A 20,015-nucleotide genomic window follows, 5' to 3' on the forward strand; every position below is an offset into this window, starting at 1 on the left:
CAAACCCGCAGCGCACAGTCGGTTTTTAAGCGCGTTCAACATGTGCACCAAGCGCGTTTAACTGCTCGACGAAAGCCGGGTAGCCGCGGTCGATGTGGTGCACCTCGTGCACGGTGGTCACCCCGTCTGCAACCAGACCGGCGAGCACGAGGCCGGCGCCTGCACGGATGTCGGAAGACCAGACGTCGGTCGAAGACAGGTTGTTCACCCCACGCAACATGACGTGGTGGCCGTCCACATGCGCGTCAGCCCCCAGGCGCAGCATTTCGTCCACGAACCGGAAGCGCGCCTCGAAGACGTTCTCGGTGATCACGGATACGCCGTCGGCAATCGCGGACAGCGCAATCGCCATGGGCTGCAGGTCGGTGGGAAATCCCGGGTATGGCAAGGTCTGATAGTCCACGGCGCGCGGGCGGTGGTCCATGCGCACGCGGAATCCGTTGTCATACGTCTCCACGTCGGCGCCCGCGAGCTTCAGCTTCGAAAGGGCCAAGTGCAGGTGCCCGGGTGCCGCACCGGTGACGGTGATGTCGCCCTGCGTCATCGCGGCCGCGTACGCCCACGTGCCGGCGACGATGCGGTCGCCGACCACCGTGTGCTCCGTCGGCGAGAGCGAATCGACGCCATCGACAGTGATGGTGGACGTGCCGGCACCGTCGATACGCGCGCCCATGGAGTTCAGCAAGGTGCACAGGTCCACAATCTCCGGTTCGCGCGCCGCGTTGTCCAGCACTGTGCGGCCATCCGCGAGCACGGCTGCGGTGATGATGTTCTCCGTCGCTCCCACGGACGGGAAGTCCAGTTTGATGGAGGCGCCGGTGAGTCTCTCGGCACGCGCCACCACTGCTCCGTGCTCGATATGCGTGGTCGCGCCCAGTTTCTCCAGGCCGGACTGGTGCATATCCAGCGGTCGGGACCCGATCGCGTCGCCGCCGGGAAGCGCCACATACGCCTCGGTGCAGCGGGCCACCAACGGTCCTAGCACCGCCACGGAGGCGCGGAACTGGCGCACCGCATCAAAGTCGGCGTGCGGGGAAACCTCGGCCGGGGTGTGAATGCGCACCACGTCGCCTTCGATGTCCACCTCGCAGCCCAGCCCGACCAGGACGTCGCGCATCAGCGGAACATCAAGGATCTGCGGGCAGTTACGCAGCGTGGTGGTGCCTTCGGCCAGAAGGGCTGCGGCCATCAGCTTGAGCACGCTGTTCTTGGCGCCGTCGACGCGAACTTCGCCCGCAAGCCGGGCGCCACCTGAAACCAAAAACCGTTCTTTCACGTCCGCCACAGTACAGAACCGCAAGCGACGTCGATAGGCAAATGCTTAAGGCAGCGCGCCGATGCGACGGGCGGCATTGACCGCCTCATACCTGGTGTGAGCACCGAGTTTGCGCATCACGCTGCGGAGGTAGGACTTCACGGTCTCAGCACCGATGCCCATCTCCGCGGCAGCCTCAACGTTGGTGTGCCCAAGGGCCACGCAGGCAAGCACGTCCAGCTCGCGCGCCGACAACTTGGTGGTCTGCTTCACGGCGACCGGAGACACCAGCTGCTCGCAGAGCTGCTCCAGCTCCTTGCGCAGCTTCTCGTCCTCCACCCGGTTCGTCAGCATGCGCAGCTTCGAGTGGGTCGCGCGCACCTGCTCCCACTCCGCGCCGTTCATCGCACGCCCGGACTTCGCGCCAGCCCGGTCCCCGCCGTCGGAGGAGCGCAGCGCCGCATTGACCGCAAGCTCCTGCTCGAGGGTGCGGGCGGTCATAGCGACCTCTTCGATAACTTTGTCGCCCAGACGCACGGGCGAATGCACGCCGACGTACAAAACGCCCCGGATCTCGCGCTGCACGATCACCGGCACGGCCACGACGGAGTGCAGGCCCTCGTCCTGAATCTGCTGGTCGTACTCGTGGGAGATCACAGAAGCGCGCGTGTAGTCGGCGATACCCACGGCGCGGCGGGTAGACACGACACGGCCGCCAACGCCAGCGCCCTCAGCGATGCTGAGGTTCTGCAGTGCCGGAGTGCGCAGGCCGATCCATTGGGTGATCTGGATCCGGTTGTCCGACAAGAGAGTGCCGTACATCGCCACTGGAATGCCGGTTGCGGTCTTCAGCGCGGTCAGCGCCGCGCGAATCGCGTCATCGTCGTCCTTGATGCGCTGCGCATCCATCGTCATACGTGTCGCCTTCCACCGTTTCGGGGGCACCCATTTGGGGCACACCCGAATCCGAACAGGACTCAAAAACCACAGTGATCATATCGCGCGAACGGGGGTAGCCAAATTTAACCCCGCTCTCAAAGCGCGAGACGCGTCCCACCGAAACCCCTTCCGTACCGGACAGTACACTACCGACAAACCATACTGTCTACTTCGGCGTGTATGCTGTCACTGGAAACGCAACAAACCAAGAAAACCCCAGGAGGGGATGACTTATGGCGAAGATCGCAAGCAACGTTCTCGACCTCATCGGCGGCACCCCGCTGGTGGAACTCACTGACATCACCGAGGCCAACGGCTCCAAGGCCCGTGTGCTGGCCAAGCTGGAGTTCTACAACCCGGCAAACTCCGTCAAGGACCGCATCGGCAAAGCCATCATCGAGGCCGCCGAGGCGTCCGGCGACCTGAAGCCGGGCGGCACCATCGTCGAAGCCACCTCCGGAAACACCGGCATTGCGCTCGCACTCGCGGGTGCCGCGAAGGGCTACAAGGTCATCCTGACCATGCCGGAAACCATGTCCAACGAGCGCCGCGTGCTGCTGCGCGCGTACGGCGCTGAGATCGTGCTCACCCCGGGCGCTGCCGGCATGAAGGGTGCCGTGGAAAAGGCCAACGAGCTGGTAGAGCAGAACGAGGGCGCCATTCTGGCCCGCCAGTTCGAGAACGAGGCCAACCCAAAGATCCACTACGCCACCACCGGCCCGGAGATCTGGGAAGACACCGACGGCGAGGTGGACATCCTCGTCGCAGGTGTGGGCACTGGCGGCACCGTCTCGGGCGCCGGCAAGTACCTCAAGGAGCAGAAGGCGGACGTCAAGGCCGTGGCCGTCGAGCCGGCTGCGTCCCCGCTGCTGTCCAAGGGCGAGGCTGGCCCGCACAAGATTCAGGGTCTGGGCGCGAACTTCATCCCGGGCACCTTGGACCGCAACGTCGTGGACGAGATCATCGCCGTGACCAACGAGGACGCGGTGTCCACCTCCCGCGAGCTCGCGGTGAAGGATGCCATCCTCGGCGGCATCTCCGCAGGCGCGAACGTTAAGGCAGCGCTGGAGCTGGCCGAGCGCGAGGAGAACGCGGGCAAGACCATCGTGGTGATCATTCCGGACTTCGGCGAGCGCTACGTCTCCACCGTCCTGTACGAGGACATCCGCGACTAAGCACTTTTGCTTAGCGACGAGCTGTCGCCCCCCGGCACCGACACCATCCGGCGCCGGGGGAATTTTTATCCCCACAGAAAATGAACCGCTTGGTACACTGCGCCCCATGCTTTCCCTGGCTGCAAAGGTTGTTTCCACTGTCCGCGAGGACCTGGCGAACGCGCGCGATCACGATCCCGCCGCACGCGGCGACGTCGAAAACGCGGTGGTGTACTCGGGTCTGCACGCCATCTGGGTGCACCGCCTCTGCCACGCAATGTGGGAACGGAGCTGGAAGGGCCCGGCGCGCATCCTGGCGCAGCTGAACCGGTTCTTCACCGGCATTGAGATCCACCCCGGTGCGACAATCGGCCGCCGGTTCTTCATCGACCACGGCATGGGCATCGTGATCGGCGAAACTGCGGAGATCGGCGACGGCGTAATGCTCTACCACGGCGTCACCCTGGGCGGGCAGGTGCTCACGCAGACGAAACGCCACCCCACCATCGGCGACAACGTCACCATCGGCGCGGGCGCGAAGGTGCTGGGCCCGGTGACCATCGGTGCCGGTTCCGCCGTCGGCGCGAACGCGGTGGTGACCAAGGACGTGCCGGAAAATTCCATCGCAGTTGGTATTCCGGCGAAGGTCCGTCCGCGTAAGACGGACGAGTGCGTGAAGCTGGTGGACCCGGACAGCTACATCGATCCGGGCAGCTACATCATCTAGTTACGCCAGCAGGTCCCGGTACTGCGGGTTTTGCTCAATGTAGCGCTCAACAGCGGGGCAGGACGGGGTGACCAACATGTCGTCTGCGCGGGCGTCGTCGAGCGCCGCCTGGATAAGCGGCTTGGACAGGCCCTGGCCGCGGAATTTGGGGTCCACCACGGTGTGCGGCAGGTCGCGCACACCGTTCGCGTCGGCGTAGGTGGCAAAGCCCGCCACTTCCCCGCCCACGAGGATTTCGTACTGGTTTTCCGTCTCGTTCTTCTGCACGGATATTTCCGGGTTCTCAGACATGCAGCCGACTATATGCGAAACCCCTTCCGCATTGCCGCGGAAGGGGTTTCGGGAGTGTGGCCAGAGCCAGGATCGAACTGGCGACCCCACACTTTTCAGGCGTGTGCTCTACCAACTGAGCTATCTGGCCGGAACTACTCGTTTGCCAAGCAATTCAGCGACCCTGACGGGACTTGAACCCGCGACCTCCGCCGTGACAGGGCGGCGCGCTAACCAACTGCGCCACAGGGCCTTATTCTGTTGTTTTCAGTGCGCCTTCCAGTGTGTTTCACACTGTCTCTTGCACGAGTTGATACATTACACAGCACCCTCGATCGGCCACAAATCGCCAGCGTACGGGAGGTTGCAGGCCCGGATTGCTCTTCGACGCCCACGTGCGAGGAAGAACACGACCGCCGAGCAGCCCCGCTCCGATCCGTCTTCATGCGTCGGCGTCCAATCCGGGCCGCCGTTGCCAAGTTCGCCATCCATGGCCACCTCGAACTCGAAAGGCTGCTCCGCGCCAGTGATGTCATAGCCTTCATGCACCCGCCCCATGCCGACCCAGATGTATTACTCACCCTGGTAGGGAGTGCTGGTGTCGTGCCTTGCGCAGCGCGTTGCCCATCGGTGTGTAGCCCTTCGGCGTCAGCCCGTCGATAGCCGCGCCGAACTTTTGGTTGTCCACCTTGCCAATTAGCACGAGGCGCTGGATGTCCTTGCAGCCTTTTTCGCGGTTGTCGGGCGCGTTGGATTCCTGCGCGCCGTAGGCAATGAGCCCCATCTGCGCGGTATCCGGCAGGAAATCAACGAGCTCGCGGGTCGCTTTCTTCGCCGCGTCGATACGCGGCCCCTCGGCGTCCTCCTCGACCATGGAGTAGGACGCATCCAGAATCAGAACACCCTTCGCGTCAGCGGAGCCTCCGCTTGCCGACGCCCTCGTGGTAGAGCTCGACAGCGTCTTCGTCTCAGCGCTGACTGCAGTGCTCGATTCCGCGGCAACAGATGTTCTGGAGATAGCAAAAGGCCAGTCCCCGGTTTTCCGAGAACTGGCGTGCATTTGGCGACCCTGACGGGACTTGAACCCGCGACCTCCGCCGTGACAGGGCGGCGCGCTAACCAACTGCGCCACAGGGCCGTACCCCCAACGGGATTCGAACCCGTGTTGCCGCCGTGAAAGGGCGGAGTCCTAGGCCTCTAGACGATGGGGGCCTGTCAAAAAGACAGCTCGCCCATCATACGACAGCGCGCCTATATCAACCAAATACGCAGTTCGGCTGGCTAACGGGCGACCGGAGTCATGCGCGAACGGTCATCGTTGGAACGAACAACCTGGGTACCGAACGGGAAGCAGGTGACGGGGATGAGCTTGAGGTTCGCCCACGCCAGCGGCAGACCGATGATGGTGACCGCTTGGGCAGCCGCGGTAATGACGTGGCCGATGGCCAGCCACAGCCCCGCGACGATAAACCAGATGACGTTGCCGAGCAGGCCAAACGCCCCGGTATCGCCCTGCACGACCTCGCGGCCAAACGGCCAGATAACGAAACCTGCGATGCGGAACGACGCCACCCCGAACGGGATAGTCACAATGAGCACGCACGCGATGATGCCCGCCAGCACGTAGCCGAGGAACAACCAAATGCCCGCGGTGAGAAACCAGATGATGTTGAGAATGAAGCGAAGTAAACCCATACCTGGATCCTAGCCAGGCAAGACGAGCAGGCTCACCGCCATGACCGCCATACCTGCGATGAGGCCGTAGATGGCGGTGTGGTGGCGGCCGGTCTGGATGGCGGTGGGAAGCAGTTTGTCCAGGCTGACAAACACCATGATCCCGGCGATGGCGGCGTAGGCCACGCCGAGCGTCTCCGGGCCCAGGAACGGGCGAAGCAACAGGAACCCGATAAGAGCACCCAACGGCTCGGCCAACCCGGACAGCGTGGCCCAGCCGGCGGCCTTCCACTTCTGCCCGGTGGCCTGCCGTAGCGGCACCGCCACGGCCACACCTTCCGGGATGTTGTGGATGGCGATCGCGATAGCAATCGGAAGGCCCAGCGCAGGATCTTCAAGCGCCGCGATGAAGGAGGCGAACCCCTCCGGGAAGTTGTGCACCGCGATGGCTAACCCGGTAACCACGCCGACATTGCGCATGGTTTTTCCGCCCGAAGGGTCTTCGTGTGGATTGATCTCTTCGGGCACGAACCTGTCAATCAACGCGATGACGGCGATGCCCGCGAAGAACGCGACGGTGCCCCACACTTGCGCCCTGTCGTCGCCCCCGAGCGAGGCGACCCCCTCCGGCAGCAGCTCCACCAGCGAGATGTAGACCATCACGCCGGCGGAAAATCCCAACGAAGCAGCGAGGAACTTGTCGCTGGGGTTGCGCTTGAGCGCCACAAGCAGGCCGCCGAGGCCGGTGGAAAGGCCGGCGAAGAGCGAGAGCCCGAACGCAAGCGCAACATTCATGCGGGTAACTCTAGCCCCTAGTTGCCCTACTGGGCGCTAGCGGGCGGACGCCCAATCGCCGCCGAGACGGGCTTGCCCCACTTGACCAGATCCTGCGTCATATCGTCGTGCGGGATCTGCGCTTCGATGACCACGGGGCGACGGGTGTTTTCGCTGGCGATGCGAAGCGCCTGGCGAAGCTCGCCGGCAGTGGTGGCGGTGATGCCGATGCCCTCGCCGTCGCCCGCGTTGAATGCGCTGACCAGGCCTGCGTAGTCCCAGTTCTTGTAATAGTTGTATGGGCCCTCGTGCAGGGCGGATTCGATGACGTAGCCCTTGTTGTTCACCACGATGACGGTGATGTTGTCCTCGTAGCGGATCATGTTGCACACCTCTTGGGCGGTGAGCTGGAATGAGCCGTCGCCGACCATGAGGATCGTGTGGTGCTCGTTGCCTTTAGCTATGGCGTATCCGTGGGCGGAAGGCACCGACCAGCCGATGGCGCCCCACTGCATCTCAATCTCAAAGCCCGCGCCGCCTGGCAGCTGCATGTGCATCCCGTTGAACCAGGAGTCGCCGGTTTCAGCGAACAGCGTGGAATCGGCGCTGATCAGCTCGTTGATCTGGTGCACCATCTCGGCGCGGGTGAGCGGAGCCGAATCCTCTGCAGGGGTGTAGTCGGCCGCCTCACCGGTGATGTCGTCCCGGTTGTATTGGTCGAGTGTGGCGGTGTTGCGCTCCACCTTTGCCTCGAGTGCCTCCAGCACAGCGGCGATAGGCAGGTTAGTGTACTTTGCGCCCGGCGTGGTCACGCCGTCCTCGGCAACGGCGATGTAGCCGGAGTCGTTCGGCACCGTGGTCGTCCAACCCACCGTGGAGTAATCCGTGAACATCGGGCCCGCAGCCAACACGCAATCGGCAAGGTCCACCATGGCCTCTGCACCTGGAGCGGAGGAATTGCCCAAGTAGTGGCCGATGAATTGCGGGTGATCCTCCGGGAAGAAGCTCTTGGCGTTCGGCTGCACGGCCACCGCGCATCCGATGGTCTCCGCCACACGTTTGAAAGCGTCGATGGCACCGTACGGGCGCAGGTGCGGGCCGGCAAGCAGGAGCGGTTTTTCCGCAGCGTTGATTCGCTCGGCGATCTCGGATGCCGCCCGCTCGACCGCCTCCTGGTCGTAGTCGACCTCCCACGCACGCTCGAACGTTCTCGGCTGCGGGTCCGCGCACTCGGCGTCCGCCAAGTTGGAAGCGATCTCGATGTAGCACGGTTTGGATTCGCGCAGGGCGGTGGCGATGGCGTCGTCGATAAGCGACGGTGCCTCCTCGGCGGTGAGGATGCGAACCGTCTTGCAGGTGACGGGGCGGAACATCTCCTCTTGGTAGGAGTAATCCGTCGTGCCGATGGTGTGGTGCAGGAAGCGGCCGGACGCCTCGTCGTTAGTGTTGTAGCCGGCGGAGATGAAGATCATGGGCAGGCGTTCCGCGTACGCGCCGGCGACGCCGTTGAGCGCGGAGAATGCGCCTACGTTGAAGGTGATCACACAGGCGGAGGCGCCGTTTGCGCGGGCGTAGCCCTCGGCGGCGTAGGCGGCGTTGAGCTCGTTGGTGCAGCTCATCATCTTCAGGTTGTCGTTCTTCAGCAGCTCATCCAGCAGTTGCAGGTTATAGTCACCCGGAACCTGGAAGTAGTGGTCCAGGCCGATTTGCTCAAGTCGGGTGGCCAGGTAGTGGCCGACGGTGGTAGTCATGGTTGCCTTTCTGTAGGACCGTTGGATCACCCACGGTATGCAACACCCGTATTGATAGCACCATAATCTTGGCGACTCCCCCGCTTCATTGTGACGCGCACAACAAACCCCCGCCACGGTGTGTGACGGGGGTTGAAGGTGGGCCCTGCGGGGATCGAACCCGCGACCTGCGGATTAAAAGTCCGTAGCTCTACCAACTGAGCTAAAGGCCCGCGGGGGCTAATGGTAGCCCGTGGGCCCATTAGCCCGGAAATCGGGGCTGGCTTAGTCCTGCTTCAGCATGGTGCCGGTCTCTTCCATGCGCAGGTGGAAGTCGAAGGCGTGGCGCAGATCGTGCGGGGTTGCCTGGTACTTGCACTTGGAAGCGAGCTCGACGTACTCCTCCAGCAGCGGGCGGTACGACGGGTGGGCGATGGAGATCATCTTGGCCACGCGGTCACGCGGTGCGAGACCGCGCAGGTCGGCCACGCCGTACTCGGTGATGAAGACCATGGCGTCGTGCTCGTTGTGGTCGATGTGGGACGCGAACGGGACGATGGCAGAAATCGCGCCGTCCTTCGCCACCGACGGGGAGATGAAGGAGGAGATGTAGGCGTTGCGCGTGAAGTCGCCGGAGCCGCCCAGCGCGTTCATCAGACGGGAGCCGTTGATGTGGGTGGAGTTGGCGTTGCCGTAGATGTCCGCCTCGATCATGCCGTTGGACGCGATCAGGCCGGTGCGGCGGATGACCTCCGGGTGGTTGGAGATGGACTGCGGGCGCAGGATGATGGACTCGCGGTAGCGCGACGCCTCGCTGTTCATCTTCTCCGCGTACTCCGGCGACAGGGAGAACGAGGTCGCGGACGCCACGGTCATCTTGCCGGCGTCGATGAGGTCGACCATGCCGTCCTGGATCACCTCGGTGTAGGCCTGGATGTTCTCAAACTTGGAGTCCATCAGGCCCGCCATCACGGCGTTGGGGACGTTGCCCACGCCGGACTGCATGACGTAGCCGTCGTAGGCCAGGCGGCCGGCTTTGACCTCGTTTTCGAGGAAGTCCAGGAAGTTGCCGGCGATCTGCTCGGAGATCTCGTCCGGCGCCTTGAACGGGGCGTTGCGGTCGGGCGCATCCGTCTTAACCACGGCGATGACCTTCTCCGGGTCGATCTCGATGTAGGTGGTGCCGATACGGTCGCCGCACTTGGTGATCGGGATCGGGATGCGGTTCGGCAGCGGCGGCACGGTCCAGATGTCGTGCATGCCCTCGAGCTCCTCGGACTGCCACTCGTTGACCTCGATGATGATCTTCTTCGCGGCGTTGAGGAACTCCACGGAGTTGCCCACCGAGGAAGACGGGACGATGTTGCCCTCTTCGGTGATGCGCACGGCCTCGACGATGGCCAGGTCCACCTCGCCGAAGAAGCCCTGCTCAACCAGCATGCCGGAGTGCGACAGGTGGATGTCCTGGAACTTCATCTCGCCGGCGTTGATCTTTTTACGCATGGTCGGGTCGGACTGGTATGGCATGCGGTAGCGCAGCGCACCAGCCTCTGCCAGCACACCGTCGCACTCCGGGGCCGTGGAGGCGCCGGTGTACATGTCGATGGAGAAGTCCTGGCCCTTGTCGTGGGCGGCCTTCGCCTTCTCCGCAATCGCGGCCGGCAGGGCCTTGGGGTAGCCGGCGCCGGTGAAGCCGGAGGTGCCGACCTTGTCGCCGTGGTTGACAAACTGGACGGCCTCTTCGGCGGACATGACCTTGTCGCGCAGCTTGGCGCTTGCAATGCGGTCGCTCATGATGCTCCCTCAAATCGTTTCGTGCGGGTAGATAACATTCCCCACAATATTGTGACGTACGCCCCACTGCCAGAATTCGGGCGGAGTGCGTCGTAAAGCAAGTGCTTATCGACGGGACCGTACCCCCGAACGGGCGTAAACCCGACGATTGGACGGGACCCATGCTGCACAGGAAGAATGGGCCGCACTATGACTGCAGTTGCCCCCGCCCTGACAATCGGCGGCATTGACCTGAGCTCCCCCGTCATCCTCGCGCCGATGGCCGGGGTGACAAACATGCCGTTTCGCGTGCTGTGCCGCGAGATCGAAGAGGAGCTCACCGGCACCTCCTCCGGCTTGTATGTCTGCGAGATGATCACGGCGCGCGCCATGGTGGCCCGCAACAAGAAAACCCTGCACATGACCAGCTTCGCCGACGTGGAGACCCCGCGGTCGATGCAGCTGTACACCGTGGACCCGAAGTTCACCTACGAAGCCGTGCGCATGATCGTGGAGGAAAACATCGCCGACCACGTGGACATGAACTTCGGCTGCCCCGTGCCCAAGGTCACCCGCAAAGGCGGCGGCTGCGCCATCCCGTACAAGCGACGCCTCTACGGCAACATCGTCGACGCAGCGGTGCGCGCTGCCGAAGGCTCCGGCATCCCGGTCACGGTGAAGTTCCGCATCGGCATCGACGACGAGCACCACACGCACCTCGATGCGGGAAGGATCGCCGCCGAAGCCGGCGCGGCCGCCGTGGCGCTGCACGCCCGCACCGGCGCCGAGCGCTACTCGGGCACGGCGCACTGGGACGAAATCGGCCGCCTGGTCGAGCATATGGACGGCACCGGCGTGCCCGTTATCGGCAACGGCGACATCTTCGCCGCCGATGACGCGGCGAAGATGATGGAGCAGACCGGCTGCCACGGCGTGGAGGTCGGCCGCGGGTGCCTGGGACGGCCGTGGCTGTTCGCCCAACTCGGCGCTCAGCTGCGCGGCGAGGAGATCCCGCCGGAGCCCACCCTGGGGCAGGTTGCAAGCATCATCTACCGCCACGCGGAGCTGCTGGCCGCCCACGACGGCGAGGAACACGCCTGCCGTGACATCCGCAAACACACCGGCTGGTACCTGCGCGGCTTCCCCGTGGGCGGCGAATTCCGCAAGTCGCTAGCCCAGGTCAGCTCCCTAACAGAGCTGAAAGAGCGCCTCGTCCCCATCGCGGACTCTGAAGAGAAGGCCCAGCACGCCGACGACGCCCGTGGGCGTCAGGGCTCCGCCGGCAAGATCGCGCTGCCCGAGGGATGGCTGGACGACCCGCAGGACGACACCGTGCCGGAAGGCGCCGAAATTGAAAATAACGGCGGGTAACACCCCGGTTCCCGTAGCATGTAGCCATGCTACGCACCGTGTACAGGGAACATCTTCAGGCATTCAACGAAGACGTCCTCGAGATGTGCGACTCCGTGCGCGAAGTTATGGAATACGCCACAGCCGCGCTCTTGGAGCAGTCTTTAGAGGACGCCGAGGCAGCCCTCACAGCCACCGACGCGCTCAAGGAGATCGGCCAGCGCTGCGAAGAACGCAGCATGAGCCTGCTCGCGCTGCACAGCCCCGTCGCTTACGACCTGCGCCAAGTGGTCTCCGCGATCTACATCGTGGAAAGCTTCGAACGCATGGGGTCCCTTGCAAAGAACATTGCGCTGTTAGCCCGCCTGCGCCACCCCTCCCCCGTCTACCCTGAGCAGCTGCATGGCTACGTCCAGGAGCTCGTCCGCCTCGTCTACGAGATGGGTGCCGCGACGCGGAAACTGCTGGTCGAGCCTGACGCGGACGCTGCCGTGGAGCTGCACACTATCGACGAAGGTGTGGACGATATGAAGGCATTCCTCAGCACCCTGGTCACCGACCGGGAATGGCAGTTCACCAACCGGGAAGCCGTCGACGTGTCTATGCTGGCGCGCTACTACGAACGCTACGCCGACCGCTGCGTCAGCGTGGGCCGCCGCATGGTCTTCCTCATCACCGGGCTCAAACCTGAGGCGTACGTGCAGCAGCGAGACGAGGTGGACTACGACCCGGCGGAGAAATTCGCCACCATCGAGCGCAAGTTCCGCATCCAGAAATAGGTGCAAAAGGGCGACGCCCCTTACGGTGCGTGGTGCACCGTAGGGGGCGTCGGAAAGCGGAATGCTTTAGCCGAAGCGACCGGAGATGTAGTCCTCGGTCTCCTTCTGCTCCGGGTTCTCGAAGATGGTGGTGGTGTCGTTGAACTCCACCAGGTGGCCCGGCTTGCCGGTGGCCTCGAGGGAGAAGAAGGCGGTCTTGTCGGACACACGCGCAGCCTGCTGCATGTTGTGGGTCACGATCACGATGGTGTACTCGTTCTTCAGCTCGTGGATGAGGTCCTCCACGGCCAGGGTGGAGATCGGGTCCAGGGCGGAGCAGGGCTCGTCCATAAGCAGAACTTCAGGGCGCACCGCGATCGCACGCGCGATGCACAGACGCTGCTGCTGACCGCCGGAGAGGCCGCCGCCCGGCTTGTCCAGGCGGTCCTTGACCTCTTCCCACAGGTTCGCACCGCGCAGGGACTGCTCGGCGACCTCCCTGAGCTTCTTCTTGTCCTTCTCGCCGGACAGGCGCAGCCCTGCCACGACGTTGTCCTCGATGGACATGGTCGGGAACGGGTTAGCCTTCTGGAACACCATGCCGATGGTGTTGCGCACGGCGACCGGGTCGACGTTCTTGCCGTAAATGTCGTTGCCGTCGAGGCGGATTTCGCCCTCCACGTACGCGCCGGGGATGACCTCGTGCATGCGGTTCAGGGTGCGCAGCACGGTGGACTTGCCGCAGCCGGACGGGCCGATGAAGGCGGTCACAGCCTTGGACGGGATCTGCATGTTGACGTTCTGCACGGCGTGGAAGTCGCCGTAGTAGATGTTGACGTCGTTGAGTTCGAGCTTGGTAGACATCTGGGTATCTCCTGGGTGGGTGTGGGAACGCGGGTGGGTTACTTCTTGACCGAGAAGCGCTTCGCCACGAAACGTGCGAGCAGGTTCAGGGTGACAACGAGGATCACGAGCGTCAGCGCCGCGCCCCAGAGTCGGTCGTTTGCCGGGCCGGTTGCACCGGACTTCCACATGTCCAGCATGAACAGCGGCAGTGAGGACTGCGGCTTGTCAAACATGTTGAACCAGTTGGTGGTCGGGGTGGAGCCGACGAGGATCAGCACCGGGGCGGACTCGCCCATCACACGAGCGATGGCGAGCATGACACCGGTGACGATGCCGGACAGCGCAGTCGGCAGCACGATGCGCATGATGGTCTTCCACTTCGGAACACCCAGTGCGTAGGATGCCTCGCGCAGGTCCATCGGAACCACGCGCAGCATCTCCTCGGTGTTGCGGACCACAACCGGGATCATGAGCAGGATCAGCGAAAGCGACACCGCGAAGCCGGAGCGCTGCTGGCCCAGGATAGTAATCCACAGGGCGTAGACGAACAGCGCCGCAACGATGGACGGCACACCGGAGAGGATGTCCACCATGAAGGTGGTCATTTTGCCCAGCTTGTTGCCGTTGGAGTACTCCACCAGGTAGATCGCGGTGAAGATGCCGATCGGGATGGAAAACAGCGACGCAACTAGCGTCTGCATGAGGGTACCGGCGATGGCGTGGAGTGCGCCGCCGCCTTCCTTGGATGAGCGGACGCCGACCATGTCCTGGGTCCACCAGGCCGGGTCGATCACGGCGCCCAGGCCGCGGGAGACCACAGTGATGAGCAGCCAGAGCAGCGGGATCAGCGCGAGGATCATGCACAGCCACATCAGGCCACCCATGATGGAGTTGGTGGTCTTGCGGCTTGAAGCGATGTCCGTGAACGGGCTCTCGCCGGTGCCGCGAGAGCTGCGTGCCGGAGCGGGGTTTTTGATAGCTACCTCGGAGGAGCCGTTATTCGGTACTGCAGTAGACATTTCTGCTTTCCGCTCCTTACTTGTTAACGATCGCGCGCGCGATCGAGTTGACGATGAAGGTCAGCAGGAACAGCACCAGGCCGGCTGCGATGTAGGCACCTGCGGAGACCGGGTTGCTGAACTCCGCGGCGGCGTTGGCGATCGCGGTGGCGAAGGTGGTGCCGCCGTCGAACAGGGAGCCGCGGAAGTCGTTCGCCGGTGCCACGGCCATGTACAGTGCCATGGTTTCACCCAGTGCGCGACCCAGGCCCAGCATGGAACCGGCGATGAAGCCGGACATGCCGAACGGGATCACGGTCATGCGGATAACTTCCCAGCGGGTGGCGCCGAGCGCCAGTGCAGACTCGATCTGGCCGGGAGGGGTCTGCACGAAGATCTCGCGGGCGGTTGCGGCGATGATCGGCAGAATCATGATGGCCAGGACGATGCCACCGGTCATCATGTTGCGGGCCGTGGAGAACGGCGGGGAGTTTTGGTAGGTGGCGAACAGGAAGAAGTCGCCGCCCCAGCTGTTGACCCACTTGTAAAAGTCGCCCAGCAGCGGACCGAGCACCTGCGCGCCCCACAGGCCGTAGACGATCGACGGCACGGCGGCGAGCAGGTCCACCAGGGTGCCCAGCGGGCGAACCAGCTTCTCCGGACAGTAGTTGGACAAAAACAGCGCCACGCCGAGCGCAATCGGCATCGCGATGATCAGCGCGATGAGGGAGATGGTCACCGTGGAGAGGAACATGTTCGGAATGCCGAACTTCATCGCCTCCAGGTTCGCCGTCTGCCACTGGCCGCCGTAGGTGAGGAAGCCCAGCACGCCACGGTCGTTACGCATCAGGGGCGGGAGGGCCTGGATGAGCAGGAAGATGCCGATCGCCGCGACCAGCACAGTGATTAGGGTTGCGGAGGTGGTGGAGAGGAACTCGAAGACGCGGTCGCCGGGGCGCTTCACGCCGGCACCTTTGCCGGATTCGCCCGTCAGGGGAGCCTTTTCCTCGTGCTCCTTGGTCAGAGTGGTGCCCGTGGAGTTCTGGTTTACAGGATCAGTGGTGTTCGCGGGCCCTGCACCGCGGTCGAGGTGATCGTTAGCAGCCATTTGCTCGAATCCTTCGAAGATGAATCATTGTGGACGGCGGAAATTGGGGCTCGCGCTCCGCGTCTCCGCATAGAGAGACCCCCCGAGATCGCAATCTGAGGGGGTCTATCTGCCTACCGCGGCGTTAAAGACCGCGGAGGCCGGTTTGCCAGCGTTTACTTGATGGCGTTGATAGCCTCACGCAGACGCTCAGCGTGTGCACCCTTGACCGGGATGAAGCCCTCGGAAGCGAGCTCCTCATCCTGGCTGTCCAGTGCGACGTTCAGGAAGTCCTTGACCATCTTGGAGGTGGACTCGTCGTAGCCTGCGGAGCAGACGATCTCGTAGGTGGTCAGGACCAGCGGGTAGGCGCCAGCGACGTCGGTCTGGAACAGCTTGTCAGCGTCGACGACCATGTTGTGGCCCTCGGTCTTGAACTCAAGGTTGTCCAGGGTCTTCTCAACAGCCTCGTCGGTCAGCTCGACCGGGCCGCCACCGAAGTCGATGTTGGCCTTCTTGTCAGCGAAGCCAGCCTCAACGTAGGTGATTGCACCCTCGGTTGCGTTGACCTCCTGTGCCACACCGGAGGAGCCGTTGGCGCCGGTGCCCACAGCGTTCGGGAATGCCTTGCCGGTGGACTCCCACTTGCCGTCGGAAGCGGCAGCCAGGAACTTCTGGAAGTTGTCGGAGGTGCCGGACTCGTCGGAGCGGTAGAAGACGTTGATCGGAGCGTCCGGAAGCTCAACGCCCTCGTTGTTCTCTGCGATCTTCGGGTCGTTCCAGGTGGTGATGACGCCCTGGAAGATCTCGACGATGTTGTCGATGGACAGGTTCAGCTCGTCCACGCCCTCGAGGTTGTAGGCGATGGCGACCGGGCCGACGACGAACGGCAGGTGCCAAGCCTCGTTGCCGCCGCAGCGCTCTGCAGCAGCCTCAACCTGGTCGTCCTTCAGCGGGGAGTCGGAGCCAGCGAAGACAGCCTGGTTGGCGATGAAGTTCTTCTGGCCGGAGCCGGAGCCGGACGGGGTGTAGGCCAGCTGAGCACCCGGAACCTCGGATGCGTAGACGGACGCGAAGTAGTCCATCGCGTTCTGCTGGGAGGAAGCGCCCTCAGCAACGAGGGTGCCTTCCTGGCCGGACAGCTCGTAGTCGCCGGACTTCGCGTCGCCGTCCTTGCCGTCCTTGTCGTCGGAGGAAACAGCCTCGGTTGCGGACTCAACAGCTTCGGTAGCTGCGTTGTCCTCGGAGTCGCCGCAAGCGACGAGGGAAGCGGAAGAGAGGGCAACGACGCCAGCGATTGCGGCGGTGCGCTTGAAGTTACGGATCACGGGATACCTTTCCGGTGCTAACGGGTCAGTTTCGAGTGTCGGAGCAACTGTCCGAATACTCACAAGTGAAAACCTACGGAACCCTGGTTAATGGCCGGTAGCCAGTTAAGTGAATAACTGGTGAACTCCCGTCCATCACACTGTTTTCGCAGGTTAAGGCCAGGCTACTTGTACACGACGTGACTTTCATCAACTTTGAATCCGAGCTGCAAATACCGCTTCACGGCCGGAACATTATCCGCCTCAACATAGAGGATGACCTGCGGTGATCCCTCTACAACAAGGTGGTTCAGCCCCATCTGCATCAGTGGTCCCCCCATTCCCTCCCCCCGATGCCGCGAGGCAATCCCAACCACATACACCTCACCCGTCCCATCCGGGTGCCGTTTGGTCCAGTGGAACCCAGCCAACTGTTCGCCTTCATACAGCAATTGCACACCTGCAGGATCGAACCAGTCGGCTTCCATCGCGCGGTGTAACCGCTCCAGGTCCCAGCCACCTTGCTCAGGGTGCCAGGAGAACGCGTCGTTGTTTACTTCGAGCCACTGCTTCTCGACGGCGTCCCGTCCCCAAAGCTCCACCGCACCTACGTAGTCCAGTGCTTCGAACCCACCCGGCAGCTCAGGCCCGCCGCTAGGGATGTCGTCGGCGGAAATCCCCATCACCAGCAGTTCTCGAGACACGCTGAGTCCCAGTTTCGCCGCGAGCGCCTTCGCCCCCGCAAGGTTGCCGTGCGCCCACAGGCCAGTATCGGGGCTTTCCGCACGGACTTTGCGCGCCAACGCCTCGCCGATCCCCTTGCGGCGGAAGTCAGGGTGCACGACCAGCTCCGCGGAGCCGTCCTCCGCCAGCCCCGCGCAGGCCACCACGTCGCCGCCGTCTTCGACCAGGAAGTGGGTGTGGCGCACGCGCTCGTCGTCAAGCCCCTGCACAAAGCTTTCAGAAAAGGCGGCGATGCCATCGGCGTCTTCGGCGGCCTCAAGCAAGGGTCGCACGCGGTCGCCGGGCAGGTGGGCGCTTAGGATATCTGCAGTCATGGCTCCCAAGGCTACGTGCGGGAAGGAGGGCGCGGTGAAGAAAGCAGCCGTGGTTGCGGTAGCGCTCGTCGCAGCCCTCGGGCTCGCGGACACCGCGCTGGCCTCGCATGTGGAGCACGGTCTCGCGCGCGAGGGCGTGGAGACGGAGGTCAGCGCCGTGCCGTTTGCGTGGTCGGGCGTCACCGGCCGCGTCCCCCGCGTCACCGTGAAACGCACCGACGCGGACATTCCCGGCCCCGGGGTGGGCACCGTGAGTGTGGAGATGTTCAATCTGAAGCTGGACAACCCTGCGGATGCGCTGCGCGGCGAGGTCGTCGGCGCAGATGCCCGCCTGGTGCGCCGCCGCATCCGCCTGGATGGCGTCGGCTTCGGCGAGCTGCTGGGCATCACCGATCTGGACATGGCCAACCCCTACGACATCTCCCCCGCCGGCGGCGTGGCCAGCGAGGCGCGCCTGACCGGCACTGTGCCCGGCGCGCGGGAGCCCGCAACGGTGGTGGTGACGCTGCGGCTTGTCGACGGCACGTTCCACATGCGCCCCAGCCAACTCATCGATGTCGCAGCTGGCGAAGAACAAACCGTACTGGACGGGTTCACGTTCGACCTGGACACCCGCGGGCTGCCCCTGGGCGGGCCCGCGGACTTGGTGCAGCTGCGCGGCGGTTCGTTTGAACTATCCCGCGACCGCGTAAACACCGTGGTGGAACCTGCGGATCTGGAGCCGCTGGCGGGAGCGTCTACGCTGGGACAGCATGACTGAACAGAACAACACCCCGGAACAAACTCCAGACAACAAGCTCAACGGCAACGACGCTGTGAACCTCGCGGCGGAGCAGTCCAAAAACACCGCCCACCGCAACATCCCGGAGCTGGGTTTTGAGGACATGCCGCTCGAGGCGGACACCGCGAACCTGCGTTACGGCCCCTCGCTCCACGACGGCCTGTTGGCCCTGCTGCCGCTCGTCGGCGTGTGGTCCGGTTCCGGCCAGGCCAACGACCCTTCCGACCCGGAGGGCGAGGAGTACGCCTTTGGCCAGCAGCTCATTGTTTCCCACGACGGCGAGAATTACCTGCGTTTCGAGTCCCGCATCTGGCGCTTGGACTCCGAGGGCGACGCCACCGGCGCGGACCAGCGCGAGGTGGGTTTTTGGCGCATCTCGCTTAAGGACGAGATTGAGGTGACGTTGACCAATTCCCGCGGCCTGGTGGAGATCATGTACGGCGGGCTGGTCAACGAGCGCGCATGGCAGCTCACTAGCGCCTCCACCATCGCCACTGAAACCGGCCCGGCGGCCCACGGCCCAGGCAAGCGCCTCTACGGCCTGATGCCCAACAACAACCTGGGCTGGGTGGACGAGCGCGTCGTCGACGGCGAGTCGGTGCCCTACATGTCCGCCGAGCTGAAGCGGGTGGCGGGCTAGCCTATCGCGCCTTCGATGAGCTGCCTGATCTCCGACGCGTTGTCGGGGGCGGGCAGCTTTTCGCCGTCGAGGCGCTTCACGCGCGCGGCGATGCGGGTGGAGCTGACCAGCCAGACCGACTCTGCCTTGAATAGCTCGTTGAGGTAAATGTCTTTGGTCTTGCACTTCCAGCCCAGCTTTTCCGCGTGCTCAAAAACGGCGGCCTGAGTGGTGCCGGCCATCACGCCCGCCCCGGGGGCTGGTGTGCGCAGGCGGCCGCCCTTTTTCACCATGAGCACGCTCGAAGTCGCCCCCTCAAGCACGCGCCCGGTCTCCGGGTCGACGTAGATGATGTCGTCCGCGCCCTGCTCGTCCGCCCAGCGCAGCGCGGCCATGGTCAGCGCGTAGTTGAGCGTTTTCGCGCCGTCGCGCATCCACGGCACATCGAGATCGATGGCGTAGCCGCGCGGGGTGGTCAGCACATTCACCCCGCGTTCGCGCTGGCGCAGCACCTTTTTCGGCAGTGTCCGCACGGTGATCCACGCGGTGGGCACTCCGGTGGTTTCGCGGCCGCGGGTCATGGTCCAGGTGCACTTGGCCTCGATGTCCGGGGCGTCCCCGCGCTCGCGGCAGTAGTCCGCCACGGCTTCCTCGGTCGCGCGAATCCAGTGCTCCCGGCCCGGCTCAGGCAGGCCCAAAAGTTCCGCGGAGCGCGCGAAGCGTTGCAGGTGCTTGTCCAGGTTCTGCGGTTTGCCCCCACGCACCAGGATGGACTCGAAGATGCCGTCGCCGCGCGTGACGGCCGCGTCGTCCCAGAACACGTGCGGCATGTTCGGGTTCTGGCGCCGCACCGAGCCGCCGAACGGCTCCACAAGGTAGATCACGGGCGCTGGCGTTAGCTGGGGAAAAACCATA

Annotated in this window: 21 protein-coding genes and 5 tRNA genes; 6 read left to right on the top strand and 20 right to left on the bottom strand. The window is 64.1% G+C overall.

Annotated elements, in window-relative coordinates; all coding sequences use genetic code 11:
• Window positions 1-25: 25 nt before the first annotated feature.
• Both murA and ramA read right to left on the bottom strand, forming a co-directional pair.
• Window positions 26-1,276: a UDP-N-acetylglucosamine 1-carboxyvinyltransferase gene (murA, locus tag CAFEA_RS09125; RefSeq protein WP_035000286.1), complete on the bottom strand. Its 1,251-nt coding sequence runs from the start codon at window positions 1,274-1,276 to the stop codon at window positions 26-28.
• 45 nt (window positions 1,277-1,321) lie between these two features.
• A complete protein-coding gene (gene ramA, locus CAFEA_RS09130) occupies window positions 1,322-2,164 on the bottom strand; it encodes an acetate metabolism transcriptional regulator RamA (RefSeq protein WP_035000287.1) in 843 nt (280 codons plus the stop codon).
• Window positions 2,165-2,427: 263 nt separating this feature from the next.
• Between ramA and cysK the strand changes: the two genes are divergently transcribed.
• Together cysK and epsC are read left to right on the top strand one after the other, a co-directional pair.
• Window positions 2,428-3,369, top strand: a complete 942-nt coding sequence (gene cysK / locus CAFEA_RS09135; protein ID WP_063937288.1) for a cysteine synthase A — start codon at window positions 2,428-2,430, stop codon at window positions 3,367-3,369.
• Between the two features lie 106 nt (window positions 3,370-3,475).
• Entirely contained in the window at window positions 3,476-4,075 is a 600-nt protein-coding gene (gene epsC, locus CAFEA_RS09140) for a serine O-acetyltransferase EpsC (RefSeq protein ID WP_063937287.1), read from the top strand.
• Here the strand turns inward: epsC and CAFEA_RS09145 are convergent, their stop codons facing one another.
• The 12 genes from CAFEA_RS09145 to scpC form a co-directional block, all read right to left on the bottom strand.
• A complete protein-coding gene (locus CAFEA_RS09145) occupies window positions 4,076-4,366 on the bottom strand; it encodes a GNAT family N-acetyltransferase (protein ID WP_063937286.1) in 291 nt (96 codons plus the stop codon). It abuts the gene before it with no gap.
• A 57-nt stretch (window positions 4,367-4,423) separates the two neighbouring features.
• A tRNA-Phe gene (locus tag CAFEA_RS09150) sits at window positions 4,424-4,496 on the bottom strand.
• 28 nt (window positions 4,497-4,524) lie between these two features.
• Window positions 4,525-4,598, bottom strand: a tRNA-Asp gene (locus CAFEA_RS09155).
• Window positions 4,599-4,663: 65 nt separating this feature from the next.
• Window positions 4,664-4,894, bottom strand: coding sequence for a hypothetical protein (locus CAFEA_RS09160; protein WP_143313343.1), 231 nt, complete (start codon window positions 4,892-4,894; stop codon window positions 4,664-4,666).
• Between the two features lie 28 nt (window positions 4,895-4,922).
• Window positions 4,923-5,405: a VWA domain-containing protein gene (locus tag CAFEA_RS09165; RefSeq protein ID WP_082855645.1), complete on the bottom strand. Its 483-nt coding sequence runs from the start codon at window positions 5,403-5,405 to the stop codon at window positions 4,923-4,925.
• Window position 5,406: 1 nt separating this feature from the next.
• Window positions 5,407-5,483: transfer RNA gene (locus CAFEA_RS09170), tRNA-Asp, on the bottom strand.
• A 1-nt stretch (window position 5,484) separates the two neighbouring features.
• Window positions 5,485-5,557 (bottom strand) — tRNA-Glu (locus tag CAFEA_RS09175).
• A gap of 69 nt (window positions 5,558-5,626) precedes the next feature.
• Entirely contained in the window at window positions 5,627-6,040 is a 414-nt protein-coding gene (locus CAFEA_RS09180; RefSeq protein WP_063937234.1) for a YccF domain-containing protein, read from the bottom strand.
• A gap of 9 nt (window positions 6,041-6,049) precedes the next feature.
• The gene (gene zupT / locus CAFEA_RS09185) at window positions 6,050-6,814 is read right to left on the bottom strand and encodes a zinc transporter ZupT (protein WP_063937235.1); all 765 of its coding nucleotides are present in this window, start codon (window positions 6,812-6,814) and stop codon (window positions 6,050-6,052) included.
• A 26-nt stretch (window positions 6,815-6,840) separates the two neighbouring features.
• Window positions 6,841-8,544, bottom strand: coding sequence for an alpha-keto acid decarboxylase family protein (locus tag CAFEA_RS09190; RefSeq protein ID WP_063937236.1), 1,704 nt, complete (start codon window positions 8,542-8,544; stop codon window positions 6,841-6,843).
• A 139-nt stretch (window positions 8,545-8,683) separates the two neighbouring features.
• Window positions 8,684-8,756: transfer RNA gene (locus CAFEA_RS09195), tRNA-Lys, on the bottom strand.
• Window positions 8,757-8,808: 52 nt separating this feature from the next.
• Window positions 8,809-10,317, bottom strand: a complete 1,509-nt coding sequence (gene scpC / locus CAFEA_RS09200) for a succinyl-CoA:acetate CoA-transferase ScpC (protein ID WP_063937237.1) — start codon at window positions 10,315-10,317, stop codon at window positions 8,809-8,811.
• 189 nt (window positions 10,318-10,506) lie between these two features.
• On the opposite strand from scpC, the gene dusB reads away from it, so the two are divergent.
• Window positions 10,507-11,667 (top strand): tRNA dihydrouridine synthase DusB, encoded by a 1,161-nt coding sequence (dusB, locus tag CAFEA_RS09205; RefSeq protein WP_143313341.1) that lies wholly within the window; start codon window positions 10,507-10,509, stop codon window positions 11,665-11,667.
• Window positions 11,668-11,693: 26 nt separating this feature from the next.
• Window positions 11,694-12,425: a phosphate signaling complex PhoU family protein gene (locus CAFEA_RS09210; RefSeq protein ID WP_035000032.1), complete on the top strand. Its 732-nt coding sequence runs from the start codon at window positions 11,694-11,696 to the stop codon at window positions 12,423-12,425.
• Between the two features lie 66 nt (window positions 12,426-12,491).
• Here CAFEA_RS09210 and pstB read toward each other — a convergent pair whose 3' ends face one another.
• From pstB to mshD, 5 genes are all read right to left on the bottom strand, one after another.
• The gene (gene pstB / locus CAFEA_RS09215; RefSeq protein ID WP_063937239.1) at window positions 12,492-13,268 is read right to left on the bottom strand and encodes a phosphate ABC transporter ATP-binding protein PstB; all 777 of its coding nucleotides are present in this window, start codon (window positions 13,266-13,268) and stop codon (window positions 12,492-12,494) included.
• 38 nt (window positions 13,269-13,306) lie between these two features.
• Entirely contained in the window at window positions 13,307-14,134 is an 828-nt protein-coding gene (gene pstA, locus CAFEA_RS09220; protein ID WP_243427189.1) for a phosphate ABC transporter permease PstA, read from the bottom strand.
• A 151-nt stretch (window positions 14,135-14,285) separates the two neighbouring features.
• Window positions 14,286-15,356 (bottom strand): phosphate ABC transporter permease subunit PstC, encoded by a 1,071-nt coding sequence (gene pstC / locus CAFEA_RS09225; RefSeq protein WP_082855646.1) that lies wholly within the window; start codon window positions 15,354-15,356, stop codon window positions 14,286-14,288.
• Window positions 15,357-15,511: 155 nt separating this feature from the next.
• Window positions 15,512-16,663: a phosphate ABC transporter substrate-binding protein PstS gene (gene pstS / locus CAFEA_RS09230; protein WP_063937240.1), complete on the bottom strand. Its 1,152-nt coding sequence runs from the start codon at window positions 16,661-16,663 to the stop codon at window positions 15,512-15,514.
• A gap of 164 nt (window positions 16,664-16,827) precedes the next feature.
• Window positions 16,828-17,700 (bottom strand): mycothiol synthase, encoded by an 873-nt coding sequence (gene mshD / locus CAFEA_RS09235; protein WP_063937241.1) that lies wholly within the window; start codon window positions 17,698-17,700, stop codon window positions 16,828-16,830.
• A 34-nt stretch (window positions 17,701-17,734) separates the two neighbouring features.
• Here mshD and CAFEA_RS09240 point away from each other — a divergent pair, with 34 nt between their 5' ends.
• Both CAFEA_RS09240 and CAFEA_RS09245 read left to right on the top strand, forming a co-directional pair.
• Window positions 17,735-18,460 (top strand): LmeA family phospholipid-binding protein, encoded by a 726-nt coding sequence (locus CAFEA_RS09240; protein WP_253704923.1) that lies wholly within the window; start codon window positions 17,735-17,737, stop codon window positions 18,458-18,460.
• Window positions 18,453-19,121: a heme-binding beta-barrel domain-containing protein gene (locus tag CAFEA_RS09245; RefSeq protein WP_063937243.1), complete on the top strand. Its 669-nt coding sequence runs from the start codon at window positions 18,453-18,455 to the stop codon at window positions 19,119-19,121. Before CAFEA_RS09240 ends, CAFEA_RS09245 begins: the two co-directional genes overlap by 8 nt.
• Here the strand turns inward: CAFEA_RS09245 and CAFEA_RS09250 are convergent.
• Window positions 19,118-20,014, bottom strand: a complete 897-nt coding sequence (locus CAFEA_RS09250; RefSeq protein WP_063937244.1) for an aminodeoxychorismate lyase — start codon at window positions 20,012-20,014, stop codon at window positions 19,118-19,120. The genes CAFEA_RS09245 and CAFEA_RS09250 overlap by 4 nt on opposite strands.
• Window position 20,015: the final 1 nt, after the last annotated feature.

It is taken from the genome of Corynebacterium afermentans subsp. afermentans (assembly GCF_030408355.1).
Classification (GTDB): Bacteria; Actinomycetota; Actinomycetes; order Mycobacteriales; family Mycobacteriaceae; genus Corynebacterium; species Corynebacterium afermentans.